This window comes from Peribacillus sp. SRI_006 (assembly GCF_057586375.1).
This window is the reverse complement of record NZ_JBYCZT010000006.1, coordinates 15,530-29,041: the sequence shown is the minus strand read 5'-3', so window position 1 is coordinate 29,041 and position 13,512 is coordinate 15,530. Positions and strand designations below refer to the sequence as shown.

The window sequence follows — 13,512 nt, the reverse complement described above, 5'->3', positions numbered from 1 at the left end:
CTCAACTCCTTCATGAGAATACCTCATTTTTACATCGTTTCATAATTATTATCAAATGAAGAAAACTCGCGAAAAATATGACATTTAAAGGAATAAAATGGAGAAAAATGGATTTTAATAGAAATATTCTTTGGATATATTCTTTTAGTAATATTTGGAATGTATTTAAATTAAACCAAATGAATAAATGTGCAAAAAACCATGGCATAATGTGCAAAAAACCATGGCGTAAAGTGCAAAGAAATTTGTCTATTGAAGGCATTTTTTTGGATAATCTGTTGAATATTGCGCTTTGTAATTTTGGCATGAAAATTGCATATATTCAGAAAAGGAATTCGAATTGTAAATTAGGTCTATTTGAAAGTCTATGAAATAGGAAAATTTATTAAATGATTTCCCCATATATGAAAGCGCTTATATAGAAAGGGATGAAAAATTATGATACCAAAACAAGAAAATGACATCTTGCATCCTCCAAAGCAAGAAGAACAAGGGTTAAAGCGCGGTTTGAAATCCCGCCATTTAACGATGATTTCCATTGGCGGGGCTATTGGTACCGGGCTGTTCCTCAGCAGCGGTGCAGCCATTCATACAGCTGGGCCAGGCGGGGCATTACTTGCTTATGCCTTAGTTGGGGCAATGGTGTACTTCGTGATGACGAGCTTAGGGGAATTGGCAGCCTTTATGCCGACAAGCGGCTCTTTCAGTACCTATGGATCGAAATTCGTCGATCCGGCATTTGGTTTTGCTTTGGGATGGACGTATTGGTTCAATTGGTCGATGACGATAGCCGCAGAGTTGGCAGCCTCGACAATGATCATGAAATTCTGGTTTCCGAATAGTCCATCATTGTTATGGAGTTCATCATTCTTGGTGCTCATTTTCCTATTGAACTATTTATCCGTTAAAGGATATGGTGAAGGGGAATACTGGTTTTCCTTCATAAAAGTAACCGCCATCGTTATTTTCATTATCGTCGGGCTGCTAATGATCGTCGGCATTATGGGCGGCGAAGCGGTAGGCTTTAAAAACTTCACCGTCGATGAAGCTCCTTTCCCGGGCGGGTTCATGGGTGTCTTCATCGTTTTCATAGCGGCTGGCTTTTCTTTTCAAGGTACCGAAATTGTCGGTGTGGCTGCAGGGGAAAGTGAAGATCCTGCACGGAATATACCGAAGGCCATTAAAAGTGTCTTCTGGAGGATCTTGCTCTTTTACGTATTGGCAATCTTCGTAATTGGACTGCTTATCCCTTATACGAGCTCAAGTTTGCAGGGTGATAACGTCATGGTAAGTCCATTCACGCTCATTTTTGAAAAAGCTGGAGTCGCCTTTGCCGCTTCGCTTATGAATGCCGTCATTTTAACAGCGGTATTATCTGCAGGTAACTCTAGTCTATATGCATCAACGCGTATGCTATATTCAATGGCAAAGGATGGGCAAGCACCGCGTATTTTTGCAAAACTCAATAAACGCGGCGTACCGGTTGCCGGCATGATTTTGACATGCTCCATCGGCATGCTGGCCTTTTTAGCCTCCATATTCGGCGATGGTAAAGTGTATATTTGGTTAATGAATGCCATCGGAATTACAGGATTCATCTTTTGGCTCGGCATTTCCATCAGCCATTACCGTTTCCGGAAAGCGTTCATCGCTCAAGGCCATTCATTGGAGAAGCTGCCATATAAGGCATTATGGTTCCCAATCGGACCGATTTTTGCCATTTTAATCGGCATGATCGTCATCCTGTCCCAAAATATCCAAGCCTTTTTCTCAGACCATATCGATTGGGGCAGTGTTGTAGCTGCATACTTGGGGATTCCGCTTTTCCTTGGTCTATGGCTTGGCTATAAATTTATAAGAAAAACTAAATTCGTTAAACTTGATGAAGTCGAATTTGACTTTGACAAAAAATATGACTGAACAAGCTTTAAGTAAAAGAAGCCGGACAATATGTTTTATATTGTCCGGCTTTTACTTGTTTTCTATAGACTCATTATCAAAAGCCAGGAAGCTGATTCCTGGCTTTTTATTTTTAATAAATGGAAATTTATACAAATGTTATGGGAGGTGTTATATGATAATCGTAAACTCGGCTAAATTGCATGTACGGAACGACTGGAAGGCTTTTACTATTTTCAAGGGAAAGGGAAGGTGCACAGCTGATGACCTTATTGACTCATTTAAAAGTATTGGACTTTTCAACGTTACTGCCAGGCCCATTTGCCACTTTGATGCTAGCGGATTTAGGAGCGGATGTTTTGAAGGTGGAGAGGCCGGGGACAAAGGATTCATGGGGTGTGAATCAATATCTTAACAGATCGAAGAAGTCGATCACACTGGATTTAAAACAATCCGAGTCTATCGAATCCGTAAGAAACCTAGTGACGGAATACGATATCGTCATTGAACAATTCCGTCCAGGTGTCATGGAACGTCTGGGACTGGGGTATGGGGCATTAAAATCGATCAACCCGAAGCTGATTTACTGTTCCATCACGGGCTACGGCCAGACTGGTCCCTATAAAGACCGGCCGGGACATGATATCAATTATATTTCGATAGCAGGCTTATCAGGCTATTCCGGTACGAAAAAGGACGGTCCGGCAAAAAACGGAACCCAAATAGCAGATCTTGCCGGAGGCTCATTGCATGCTGTCATCGGAATATTATCTGCAGTCATTCACAGGGAAAGAACAGGATTCGGCCAAGCCATCGACATCAGCATGACCGACTGCAGTTTTGCCTTGAATGCCATATCCGCACCTCTGAGTTTACAAGGTGGCCTTGAACTTGAACCAGAAAAACTGATGCTGAACGGAGGGTCTTTTTATGACTTTTACGAAACGAAGGATGGACGCTATTTTTCGGTAGGCAGCCTTGAGCCCCCTTTTCGAAAAGCATTATGTGAAGCGATCGGTGCACCCGAATTATATGAGCTGAGCATGAAAAGCGATGAAGAAAGCGGAATCAGGTTTAAAACGGCCGTCCGGCTGGCTTTCCTCGAAAGAGATTTTCATGAATGGCAGGAGATATTCGCTGAATTCGAGGCCTGCGCAGAACCAGTGCTGACTTTCACCGAAGCGGCCGAGCATCCCCAATTGAAGGAGAGGGGAATGATCGTCGAGGTTCCTGACGGAAAAGGGAATGTCCAGAGGCAAATCGCCTGCCCGATCAAAACATCGGTTTTCACCCCTGGATATAAACATGCAGGCTTGGAGCCAGGACAAAACAACGCAGAAATCCTTCGAACCCCCAATCGCTAAATAAAGATGTAAAGGCTATCGCTTTTCCAGTTTTTTTGGAATGTGATAGCCTGTTTTTTTTGAATGCCGGAAAAAGCAGGGGGAGGGTCGATATGATCGTTCGAAGTTCGAAGGTCGAAGTGAAGCGGAAGGAGAACAATTATCCTCTTATCATTTGTGGAAAGCAACATATTACCACTGTGAAAATTTACTAGTTATAACCAGTGTGGGCAGGGTATCAGAGTAGCATCCTGGTAAGGAGGGGGTTAGTTAAATATGTTTGGTCTCTCTGATATCATTAAATTTCTATTTTCCTTTTTTTTGATCATGCCGATCGTTACGCTGATACATTTGAGCGGGCATATTTTCTTTGTTACGCTCTTTGGGGGATCAGAAAAGAAAATCTTGATCGGTTGTGGCAATAAACTTTTCGCCTTTCGGAACATAGAGGTGAGGAAATATTATTTTTGGAATGGGACTTGCGAGTTCAAGGGATTGAAACATGATAATCGATTGACGAATACGCTGATATATTTAGGGGGGGCTATCTTTAATTTAGTCAGCATGCTGATCATATATAGCTTAGTGTATCAGAATATCCTGGACAGCTCGGTGATCTGGTATCAATTCATCTATTTTTCTTTCTACGTTATGTTTTTCTCCTTGTTTCCGATGTATTTCTCGGACGGATCGCCCAGTGATGGGAAGGCTGCGGAATTGGCCTTGAGGAACAAGCTGGAAGATAGGGTGACGGATGATATATTCGTGAAGAAAATGGAGGATGATGATAGCTGCAAGTAAAAAGGGAACGTCCAGATGGCCGTTCTTTTTTTTGTTTGCTTTCAGTTTTAGGGTTTATCATAAGGCTAGAATCTAGCCTTATGATGAATGTTTATCTAACGGTCTAGGAATTTATGGACTGTACTATTTTACTGCTTGATGATGAACTTGAAAGGACCAGAACAATGACCATGGCAATGGCAACCCCTGTTGCACCGATCCAGGTTATGGAAGCAAGGGATGCTTGTTCTACAACGACACCGCCAATTCCAGCACCGGCGGCCATGGCCAATTGCATCATTGACTGATTCAGTCCGAGCATGACGCCTGATGATTCAGGCTCTAGGGTCGCTAAATGATATTGCTGTGTCGGCCCTGATGACCATGCTGCGAACGACCATAATGTGAGGATTATCAAAACGGCCATCAATGAATTCGTAACGATGGATAACATGATGATCATCACAATATGCAGCGCCATACCGCCAATTAGTGTAAATGATACACCCCATCGATCCGTACTATATCCGCCAAACTTTGATCCGATCAAGCTTGCGATACCGAATATAAGCAAGGCCGTGCTAAGTAGAGAGTCACTTATCCCTGATACGGATAGCAGGTAAGGGGATAGATAGGTATAAGCTATCGAGTATCCGCCAAGCCAGAAGAAGGTTATCGATAATCCAAGGGCAACTTTCCTTTTTTTAAGAAGGGCCAGCTGCTGGAGAAGTGGTACTGGTTTATCCCCTTTGGTAGCAGGAATGGTAAAGAATAAAACGACCATGGCAATCAGGCCGAATAGGGCGATTCCGCCAAAGACGGATTTCCAGCCGAATGCATCCGTCATGATTCTTCCGAGGGGTACGCCAATGATAAGGGAAGCTGTAAACCCCATGACAACTGTCGCAATAGAACTTGCTTGTTTATCTGGCGGAGCAAGCTTAGCGGCAATATTCAGAGCGGTGACTACAACCAATCCTGCACCAAGTGCCATGATTATGCGTGCAAATAGAAACGGTCCAAAGCCTGGTAATAGAAAGGCAAGCAGGTTGGACACTATGAATAGTCCAAGGGAATACAACATTAATTTTCGTCTGTCTAAACTTGCTGTCAAAGCCATTAGAATGGGTGTACCGATTGCATAGACAAGGGAGAAAATTGTAATGAGCTGTCCTGCGGCAGCAAGGGTAACTCCAAGAGAATCCGCAATCTTATCCAAAATCCCGGATATGATGAATTCGGATGTTCCTACTAAAAAACTGATTATCGCCAACATATAAATTTTCCATGTATTAAGCAAAATAGATTCACTCCTCATTAATGATTATCAATTTTATATAAAGACATATCGGAATATGTTAATATGTATGGATAAAAAATAAACATATCGCGAAATGTCGAACTGTTAGGGGGGGGAAATGAACCCAACCCTCTAAGGTACGGATCAGGTTCATTTTCATACTTCTTCTTTCAAGAAATCAGTAATTTTTGAGATTGCATCTTCATCTCGTTTGTAATACGTAAACTTTCCTATCCGCTCCGTTTTAATCAATCCTGCTCTAAGAAGCATCGAGAGGTATTGAGAGGCCGTGGACTGGGTCATGTTTAATTTTTCCGTAATCTGACTTACGCAAACGCCGGTTTCCTTCATGTCTATTCCCTCATGAGGGGTGAAGTGGAGTTCAGGCGCCTTGAGCCATTGTAAGATTTGCAACCTGGATTCATTGGATAATGCTTTAAATATCTCGATTGTTTTCATACATTTCATTATATCGAGAATTATCGATATGTCAAATGGTTTTAACATTCATCGTTAATTTCATAAATCAAAACTTGATACCGTTATTCAAAAGAGCCATTAAAGGAATGGAAATGTATTATTGCAAGGACCTAATCGGATCCCTAATAAGTGCTGCCGATTAGGTTGTTCGAATCCTGTAAATAAGTTTTAAAGTCTCCGTAAAATAATCATTCCCATACTTCTTTCGCTACATCAACGACGAATTTCAGTTTTTCCCATTGCTGTGCTTCGGTTAGCTTGTTGCCGTGATGGGTGGAGGCGAAGCCGCATTGAGGGCTTAAGCATAATTGTTCGAGCGGAACGAAGTGCGATGCTTCTTTAATGCGTGCCTTAACAGCTTCCTTGTCCTCGATTTCTCCATTTTTTGAAGTGACGGCACCCAGTACGACCCGTGCACCGCCATTTGGAATGTATTCCAATGGTTTGAAATCCCCTGAGCGTTGATCATCATATTCCAAGAAGAATCCATCCACTTTTTCTTTTGCCAATAAAGTTGGGGCGATACGGGCATAGCTTCCTTCAAACGCCCATGTCGACTGGTAGTTTCCGCGACATAGATGGGTAGTGACGATAAGGTCTTCTGGTTTGCCTTCCAATGCTCCGTTAATGACCCGAAGTGCAAGATCAATTAATTGTTCCCTCGTATATTTTCCATCTTTGAACTGGAAATCCGGAGCTGAAAGTCTGGCAATATATACATCATCCAATTGAAGATAACGCACACCTGCTTCATAAAAGGCTTTCAAAGCATGCTGATAGGCGTTGATGATATCATTTGCATAGTCTTCGATATCAGGGTAGACGTCTTCATTATGAATGCCTGCAGCAAATAATTGATTCGGACTGGGGATTGTTTGCTTGGCAACGGCACGTCCGTTCACGATTTTGTTCAATTCAATGAAATCACGAATGAAGGGATGTTCAGGGTTGAATGAAACCTTCCCGGTATTGCGAACATTATATCTCTCTGTTTCGACACCATCGAATGTGAGGCCTTTTTCAGTTACATATCCCTCGATGCCATTTAAATGTTCGAGGAAGTCAAAGTGCCACCATGTTCGTCTGAATTCACCGTCCGTAACGGCCTCTAAACCAACTTCGATTTGTTTATCGACGATCCGATTGATTTCTTCAGTTTCAATTTCACGAAGCCTCTCAGCTGAAATGGTACCTTCCTTAAAGTCCTTCCTGGCAATATGTAAACGTTCCGGTCTTAATAAACTTCCGACGTGGTCCGCCCTGAATGGTGCTTTCGTTAATGTGATTGACATGTTGATTCCTTCTTTCCTTTTAAAAATATAGGCTCTTTTCGTAAAGATTGTTGTTTTTAAACGAAACGATTTAAGGTTGATTGGAGCGGAAGTGCGAGACTCCTGCGGGAGCAGCGGGACAGGTGAGACCCCACAGGCGTTTACGCCGAGGAGGCTCACCGCCCGCCCCGCGGAAAGCGAGCATCTTGAGGGGAAATCAACCACAACCCACTACCTGGTAAATAGCAACAAAGTATGTGAAAACAGCCAAAATAAAAAACCTCTTCTTAAAAATAAGAAGAGGTGTTGGCAACAAAGCTATATACTCTTCTTATCTTCAAGTTTTTACACTTCTGGAATTAGCACAGTACAAGATCAGTCTGTTGCTGAGGCATCAAAGGGCCAGTCCCTCCACCTCTCTGGATAAGAGTTGTCTATTAAATTAACTTTGACTATACAGGTAGTTTTTACGAAGGTCAAGGGGTAGAGCTGGAATATTTCGAATATACCGTTTATTAATCCGGGCTGGAATGTTAACGGCATCAGGGAATCCGGCATATGCTTTGAGTGGGGAGGGAATGCAAGGATGAGTCCATTCAAAAATGGCATACCGATTACGGTAACTGAAGCCATGATAGAGAGAATCATAAAAATGAAATCATCTGATCAGGATATTAAAGTCGAAATTACGCCAAAGCATATTGTGCTTTCCGGAACGATGGAAGTGAAAAAAATGATGTTTAAGAAAAACGTGGCTTTCCGGATTACATTAAAACCGATTCATGTGGAAAAAAGAACGATTTCATTTGAATTAGTCGAAATGGAACCAATTGACAGGGATTTCATCAACAAAAGGATATTTAACAGACCGCCATTTTTTGAATATGAAAAAAGAACGATCAAAATGAATGTTAATGCTTGGAGCATCGTGAGAAAAATTCCAATTGGCACAATTAAATCGTATGAACTCGTCGAAGGTGCATTGAAAATGAAACTCTCTTTATGATTCAAGGGGATATTTTACATATATCCTTTGCCGCAATCTATAAAGGGTGTGAAAGGTATGATAGTGTTAAGGTTACATGGTTCATGAAAAAATGTGTTTGATAAATCAAGTTCTTTAAAATATACTAAATGACTTGAAGTTTTGAGTTTTTCTGGGAATGAGGAGGATGATGATGGATCAGAAGATTTTGCCTGCTTCAGCAAGCATGAAGGATTTTGAAAGATTTCTAGAAAGTTCCTATGAAATAGGTGTGTTTCTTGATTTGCATATCTCACAATTGAAAAATGTAAGTATGATGGCAAAGCAGCATAATAAGAAAATGATTTATCATGTCGATTTGATCCATGGCATAAGAAGTGATGAGTACGCGACAGAATTCATTTGTCAGGAATATAACCCCTATGGGCTGATTTCGACTAAATCAAGCGTTATATTGAAGGCGAAGCAAAAGGGGGTCATTGCCATCCAGCGAATCTTTTTAATAGACTCACATGCGCTTGAGAAAAGTTATAAGCTGGTGCAGAAAACCAAGCCGGATTATATCGAAGTATTGCCGGGCGCCATGCCATGGATGATAAAAGAAGTGAAGGAACGATTGCAGACACCGATTTTTGCAGGCGGCCTCATACGTACTTCGGATGAAGTCCTGAATGCCCTTGATGCCGGAGCCTCGTCAATCACCACTTCAAAAACTGAATTATGGGATATCGTCTAATAGGGAAAAATTGAAAAAAATTACAGAATAATAGATTAATTTTTCACAAAATATTGACAGCGTTTTCATAACCTAGTATATTTTACAGTACAAGTTAATATATGTGACGGAGACTAGGAGATTCACAACAGATCTATTCATAATTTTTTTTATGAAGATGGTTCTGCTGTGGATCTCCTTTTATTTGTTGGCAAGGTTTAAAAAATTATCAGGGGAGGGGTTTTATCATGACTCCATTTTGGGGAGAAGTGTTAGGCACGATGATTTTAGTTTTATTCGGAGCAGGTATTGGGGCAGGTTCATCCTTAAAGGGTTCTTATGCAAAAGATGCCGGCTGGATCGTTATCACGATTGCGTGGGGATTGGCGGTTACCATGGGTGTTTTTGCAGTGGGTTCCATAAGCGGGGCGCATTTAAACCCGGCGGTCACAGTAGGTTTTGCCATTATTGGAGAATTTCCATGGAGTGATGTGCCCGGTTACATCGTTGCCCAGATGATTGGCGCGATACTCGGCGCAACTCTAGTATTCCTGCACTATTTGCCACACTGGAAAGCTACGGATGATCCAGGGGCGAAGCTTGGTGTATTCGCGACTTCACCTGCAATCCCGCACACATTTTCAAATCTATTAAGTGAGATGATTGGAACTTTCATCCTTATTCTTGGTCTATTATTTATAGGGGCCAATAATTTTACAGAGGGTCTAAACCCATTCGCAGTCGGGTTATTGATTGTCGTGATCGGGATGTCGCTTGGGGGAACAACAGGATACGCCATTAACCCGGCCCGCGACCTGGGGCCGCGCATCGCTCACTTTTTGCTGCCGATACCTGGTAAAGGAAATTCCAACTGGGGCTATTCATGGATTCCGGTCATTGGACCGATTGTAGGGGGTTCACTTGGTGCCGTTTGTTATAAAGCATTCTTCATGGGGGAAATAACGGCAGGATTTTGGTCTGTTATGGGTGCAAGCCTGGTACTATTGATAGTAGCCTATGCTTTTGGTAAAAAACAGTCACATGAATTGGATAGCAGAAATATCGCTAGTTAATTAAAAGGAGGGGCATACACAATGGAAAAATACATTTTATCATTAGATCAAGGAACAACAAGTTCGAGGGCGATTTTATTTAATGAAAAGGGGGAAATCGTCCATTCCTCCCAAAAGGAATTCACACAGCATTTCCCTAAACCAGGCTGGGTCGAGCATAACGCCAATGAGATTTGGGGGTCGATCCTGGCGGTGATCGCCGGTGTACTATCTGAATCCAGTGTAAAGCCAGAGCAAATTGCCGGTATCGGGATCACCAACCAGCGTGAAACGGCAGTCGTTTGGGATAAGGAAACAGGTACGCCTGTCTATAATGCGATTGTATGGCAGTCCAGGCAAACAAGTGGAATCTGTGATGAGTTGAAGGAAAAGGGACTTAATGATTTATTCCGGGATAAAACGGGATTGTTGATAGATGCCTATTTTTCCGGAACGAAAGTGAAGTGGATCCTCGATAATGTGGAAGGGGCACGGCAAAAGGCGGATGAAGGCAAGCTGTTATTCGGTACCATCGATACTTGGCTGATCTGGAAGCTATCAGGAGGCAAGGCTCATGTAACGGACTATTCCAATGCATCCCGGACATTGATGTACAATATCCATGAACTGAAATGGGATGAAGAACTGCTTGAGATATTGACTGTACCAAAGTCGATGCTGCCGGAAGTGAGGCCTTCCTCTGAGGAATATGCACGTACGATCGAATATCATTTCTTCGGCCAATCGGTTCCGATCGCCGGGGCAGCCGGTGATCAGCAGGCAGCATTATTCGGCCAAGCCTGCTTTAAGGAAGGAATGGCTAAAAATACGTATGGAACAGGCTGTTTCATGCTCATGAATACAGGAACCAAGGCTGTCAGCTCCGAACACGGACTATTGACGACCCTTGCTTGGGGCTTGAACGGGAAGGTCGAATATGCACTGGAAGGCAGTATATTCGTAGCTGGCTCCGCCATCCAATGGCTGCGCGATGGCCTGCGGATGCTGCATGATGCCAAGGACAGTGAGGACTATGCAAAACGGGTGGAAAGTACGGATGGAGTATATGTGGTACCAGCTTTCGTAGGACTTGGAACTCCATATTGGGACAGCGAAGTGCGGGGAGCCGTTTTTGGTTTGACGCGCGGCACATCAAAAGAACATTTCATTCGTGCCACACTTGAATCACTTGCGTATCAAACGAAGGATGTCCTTGATGCAATGGAGGCGGATTCAGGAATCGAGCTGCAAACATTAAGAGTGGATGGCGGGGCAGTCAAGAATGACTTCTTGATGCAATTCCAGGGCGACTTATTACGTGTGCCCGTCGAGAGGCCGACCATAAACGAAACTACAGCATTAGGTGCTGCATACCTAGCCGGCCTTGCTGTCGGGTATTGGAAGGATCAAGAAGAAATCTCCCGGCAATGGGCGGTGGACAAAACCTTTGAACCATCCATGGAAGAGCAAGAAAGTGAAAAATTATATGAAGGCTGGAAGAAAGCCGTACATGCCGCTATGGCATTTAAATAAAAAACAACATGAATTCTTTCTCAAATGAGCTGGAGTATGCTATAATGAAATCAAGTTAATAACTCGGCCGGAGAACAGGAGAGACCATGAATGCGTTATCGTTAATTCGATAATGTGCATTTATGGTCTCTTTTTTTGTTTTTAACGGCAGATTAGGGTTATTAATATCTATATAACTTATGCGTACAAATGAACCAATTGAATATAATGACCGAATTCACGAGTAAACGCAGAATTCACGAGTAAACCGTGTAAATTCACGAGTAAATGGAGCGAATTCACGAGTAAATCGTGTGAATTCACGAGTAAACGTAGAATTCACGATTAAAAGTGGAGAATTCACGAGTAAACCGCGCGAATTCATGAGTAAAAGTGCAGAATTCACGAGTGGACAGCGCCAATTCATACAAAAAACAATAGAATGCAATACTTAAAGGAGGAGTCAGGCATGAGGTTTTCAAATATATATCGGGAAGAAACGGTCGAAACTCTGAAAAAAGAGAAATTTGATGTGGTTGTCATTGGCGGGGGAATTACCGGTGCAGGGATCGCTCTGGATGCAACGACCCGTGGGATGAAAGTGGCTTTGGTTGAAATGCAGGATTTTGCTGCTGGTACTTCAAGCCGCTCGACAAAACTTGTTCATGGCGGATTGCGGTATTTGAAGCAATTTGAAATAAAAATGGTTGCCGAGGTTGGTAAAGAGCGAGAAATCGTATATGAGAATGGACCGCATGTGACCACGCCGGAATGGATGCTGTTACCGATGCATAAAGGAGGCACCTTCGGGAAATTCAGTACTTCGATTGGGCTTCGGGTCTATGATTTCCTTGCAGGGGTTAAAAAATCTGAAAGCAGGAAAATGCTTTCGGCGGATGAAACACTAAAACGGGAGCCTCTCGTTAAGAAAGAGGGACTGAAGGGCGGAGGCTACTATGTTGAATATCGGACAGATGATGCACGTCTTACGATTGAAGTCATGAAGGCGGCTGTCGATAAAGGTGCAACACCGATAAATTATACAAAAGTAGATAAATTGTTATATGAAAACGGTAAGGTGAACGGAGTCCAAGTGGCCGATTTGCTTTCAGATGATGCTTATGAAATATACGCAGACAAAGTTATTAATGCAGCAGGTCCGTGGGTGGATTCCATTCGTGAGAAGGACCAATCGAAAAATGGGAAAACGCTGAAGTTATCCAAGGGTGTGCACGTGGTCATCGACCAATCGAGATTCCCGTTGAAGCAGGCGCTTTATTTTGATACGCCTGATGGCCGGATGATTTTTGCCATCCCGAGAGCAGGTAAAGCTTATGTAGGGACTACGGATACTTTTTATGATGGTGATCCTGCAGTGCCGACCGTTACTTCCGAAGACCGTGCCTATCTATTAAAGTCCATACATTATATGTTTCCAGAAGTGAACATTACGGATGATGATATCGAATCCAGCTGGGCTGGGGTAAGGCCGTTGATTCTTGAAGAAGGGAAAGATCCTTCTGAGATATCTAGGAAAGATGAAATCTGGGAGTCCGATTCTGGCCTTATCACGATTGCTGGTGGGAAATTGACCGGTTATCGCAAAATGGCCAAAACGACGGTCGACCTTTTGTCAGGGAAGCTAGCCCAGCAATCCAATAAAACTTATCCAGCCAGCAGCACGAAAGGCATGCCGATTTCCGGAGGGGATGTCGGGGGATCAGGAAACTTCTCCGATTATATCAAGCAACATGTTCAAATGGGAGTTGACTCAGGGCTCGCTGCAAAGGACGCCAAAGAGATATTGGCCATGTACGGGTCCAACGCACCTGTACTATTCGATATCGCCAAAAACGAAGGAGACGGAGGAGCGAACAGCGGTCTTCCAAAGAAATTGTTCGTACAGCTGAAATACGCAGTTGATCATGAAATGGCCGCAACCCCAGTGGATTTCTTTTTCCGCAGGACGGGGACACTGTTATTCGATATCGATTTAGTCCAAACGCATAAACATGCAGTGATCGATTATATGGCTGGATATTTTGGATGGACGGAATCAACAAAAATGGAGAGAACCAATCAATTGGAACAGGAAATATTGGGTGCGATTAAAGTATCTTGATTCATATGCAAAAAACATGACGCCGGTGGAATCGCTGGCGTTTTTTTTGTATT

The 13,512-nt window shown here is 42.9% G+C and carries 12 protein-coding genes and 1 riboswitch; of the genes, 9 read left to right on the top strand and 3 right to left on the bottom strand.

Annotation, left to right across the window (positions count from 1 at the left end; translation table 11 throughout):
- Positions 1-438: 438 nt before the first annotated feature.
- The 3 genes from AC2YHV_RS09770 to AC2YHV_RS09760 all read left to right on the top strand — a co-directional run bounded on the left by AC2YHV_RS09770 (position 439) and on the right by AC2YHV_RS09760 (position 4,043).
- Positions 439-1,920, top strand: a complete 1,482-nt coding sequence (locus AC2YHV_RS09770; RefSeq protein WP_487373109.1) for an amino acid permease — start codon at positions 439-441, stop codon at positions 1,918-1,920.
- Positions 1,921-2,162: 242 nt separating this feature from the next.
- Positions 2,163-3,263: a CaiB/BaiF CoA transferase family protein gene (locus AC2YHV_RS09765; protein ID WP_487373108.1), complete on the top strand. Its 1,101-nt coding sequence runs from the start codon at positions 2,163-2,165 to the stop codon at positions 3,261-3,263.
- 255 nt (positions 3,264-3,518) lie between these two features.
- Complete coding sequence (locus tag AC2YHV_RS09760; RefSeq protein ID WP_095679896.1) at positions 3,519-4,043, top strand: hypothetical protein; 525 nt, start codon at positions 3,519-3,521, stop codon at positions 4,041-4,043.
- A gap of 103 nt (positions 4,044-4,146) precedes the next feature.
- On the opposite strand, the gene AC2YHV_RS09755 is transcribed toward AC2YHV_RS09760, so the two are convergent.
- The 3 genes from AC2YHV_RS09755 to AC2YHV_RS09745 form a co-directional block, all read right to left on the bottom strand.
- Positions 4,147-5,322: an MFS transporter gene (locus tag AC2YHV_RS09755; RefSeq protein ID WP_487373107.1), complete on the bottom strand. Its 1,176-nt coding sequence runs from the start codon at positions 5,320-5,322 to the stop codon at positions 4,147-4,149.
- Positions 5,323-5,478: 156 nt separating this feature from the next.
- Entirely contained in the window at positions 5,479-5,781 is a 303-nt protein-coding gene (locus AC2YHV_RS09750) for an ArsR/SmtB family transcription factor (protein ID WP_057278291.1), read from the bottom strand.
- Positions 5,782-5,990: 209 nt separating this feature from the next.
- Complete coding sequence (locus tag AC2YHV_RS09745; RefSeq protein WP_268936127.1) at positions 5,991-7,094, bottom strand: 5-methyltetrahydropteroyltriglutamate--homocysteine S-methyltransferase; 1,104 nt, start codon at positions 7,092-7,094, stop codon at positions 5,991-5,993.
- Positions 7,095-7,401: 307 nt separating this feature from the next.
- Positions 7,402-7,503: riboswitch (SAM riboswitch) on the bottom strand.
- 156 nt (positions 7,504-7,659) lie between these two features.
- On the opposite strand from AC2YHV_RS09745, the gene AC2YHV_RS09740 reads away from it, so the two are divergent.
- From AC2YHV_RS09740 to AC2YHV_RS09715, 6 genes are all read left to right on the top strand, one after another.
- Positions 7,660-8,079, top strand: a complete 420-nt coding sequence (locus AC2YHV_RS09740; RefSeq protein WP_145506609.1) for a hypothetical protein — start codon at positions 7,660-7,662, stop codon at positions 8,077-8,079.
- A 166-nt stretch (positions 8,080-8,245) separates the two neighbouring features.
- The gene (locus tag AC2YHV_RS09735) at positions 8,246-8,794 is read left to right on the top strand and encodes a glycerol-3-phosphate responsive antiterminator (RefSeq protein ID WP_063574821.1); all 549 of its coding nucleotides are present in this window, start codon (positions 8,246-8,248) and stop codon (positions 8,792-8,794) included.
- Positions 8,795-9,021: 227 nt separating this feature from the next.
- Positions 9,022-9,846 carry an MIP/aquaporin family protein gene (locus AC2YHV_RS09730; protein ID WP_057277980.1) on the top strand — a complete coding sequence of 275 codons (825 nt, stop codon included), beginning with the start codon at positions 9,022-9,024 and terminating at the stop codon, positions 9,844-9,846.
- A gap of 21 nt (positions 9,847-9,867) precedes the next feature.
- On the top strand, positions 9,868-11,358 hold the full coding sequence (gene glpK / locus AC2YHV_RS09725; RefSeq protein ID WP_487373106.1) for a glycerol kinase GlpK: 1,491 nt from the start codon (positions 9,868-9,870) through the stop codon (positions 11,356-11,358).
- 293 nt (positions 11,359-11,651) lie between these two features.
- A complete protein-coding gene (locus AC2YHV_RS09720) occupies positions 11,652-11,792 on the top strand; it encodes a hypothetical protein (protein WP_186442141.1) in 141 nt (46 codons plus the stop codon).
- Positions 11,793-11,806: 14 nt separating this feature from the next.
- Entirely contained in the window at positions 11,807-13,459 is a 1,653-nt protein-coding gene (locus AC2YHV_RS09715; RefSeq protein ID WP_487373105.1) for a glycerol-3-phosphate dehydrogenase/oxidase, read from the top strand.
- Positions 13,460-13,512: the final 53 nt, after the last annotated feature.

What these genes read in the sequence shown, in the direction of transcription:
- AC2YHV_RS09770 (WP_487373109.1), top strand. Translation starts at nt 439, where the DNA reads ATGATACCAAAACAAGAAAATGACATCTTGCATCCTCCAAAGCAAGAA.
- AC2YHV_RS09765 (WP_487373108.1), top strand. Translation starts at nt 2,163, where the DNA reads ATGACCTTATTGACTCATTTAAAAGTATTGGACTTTTCAACGTTACTG.
- AC2YHV_RS09760 (WP_095679896.1), top strand. Translation starts at nt 3,519, where the DNA reads ATGTTTGGTCTCTCTGATATCATTAAATTTCTATTTTCCTTTTTTTTG.
- AC2YHV_RS09750 (WP_057278291.1), bottom strand. Translation starts at nt 5,781, where the DNA reads ATGAAAACAATCGAGATATTTAAAGCATTATCCAATGAATCCAGGTTG.
- AC2YHV_RS09745 (WP_268936127.1), bottom strand. Translation starts at nt 7,094, where the DNA reads ATGTCAATCACATTAACGAAAGCACCATTCAGGGCGGACCACGTCGGA.
- AC2YHV_RS09740 (WP_145506609.1), top strand. Translation starts at nt 7,660, where the DNA reads ATGAGTCCATTCAAAAATGGCATACCGATTACGGTAACTGAAGCCATG.
- AC2YHV_RS09735 (WP_063574821.1), top strand. Translation starts at nt 8,246, where the DNA reads ATGATGATGGATCAGAAGATTTTGCCTGCTTCAGCAAGCATGAAGGAT.
- AC2YHV_RS09730 (WP_057277980.1), top strand. Translation starts at nt 9,022, where the DNA reads ATGACTCCATTTTGGGGAGAAGTGTTAGGCACGATGATTTTAGTTTTA.
- glpK (WP_487373106.1), top strand. Translation starts at nt 9,868, where the DNA reads ATGGAAAAATACATTTTATCATTAGATCAAGGAACAACAAGTTCGAGG.
- AC2YHV_RS09715 (WP_487373105.1), top strand. Translation starts at nt 11,807, where the DNA reads ATGAGGTTTTCAAATATATATCGGGAAGAAACGGTCGAAACTCTGAAA.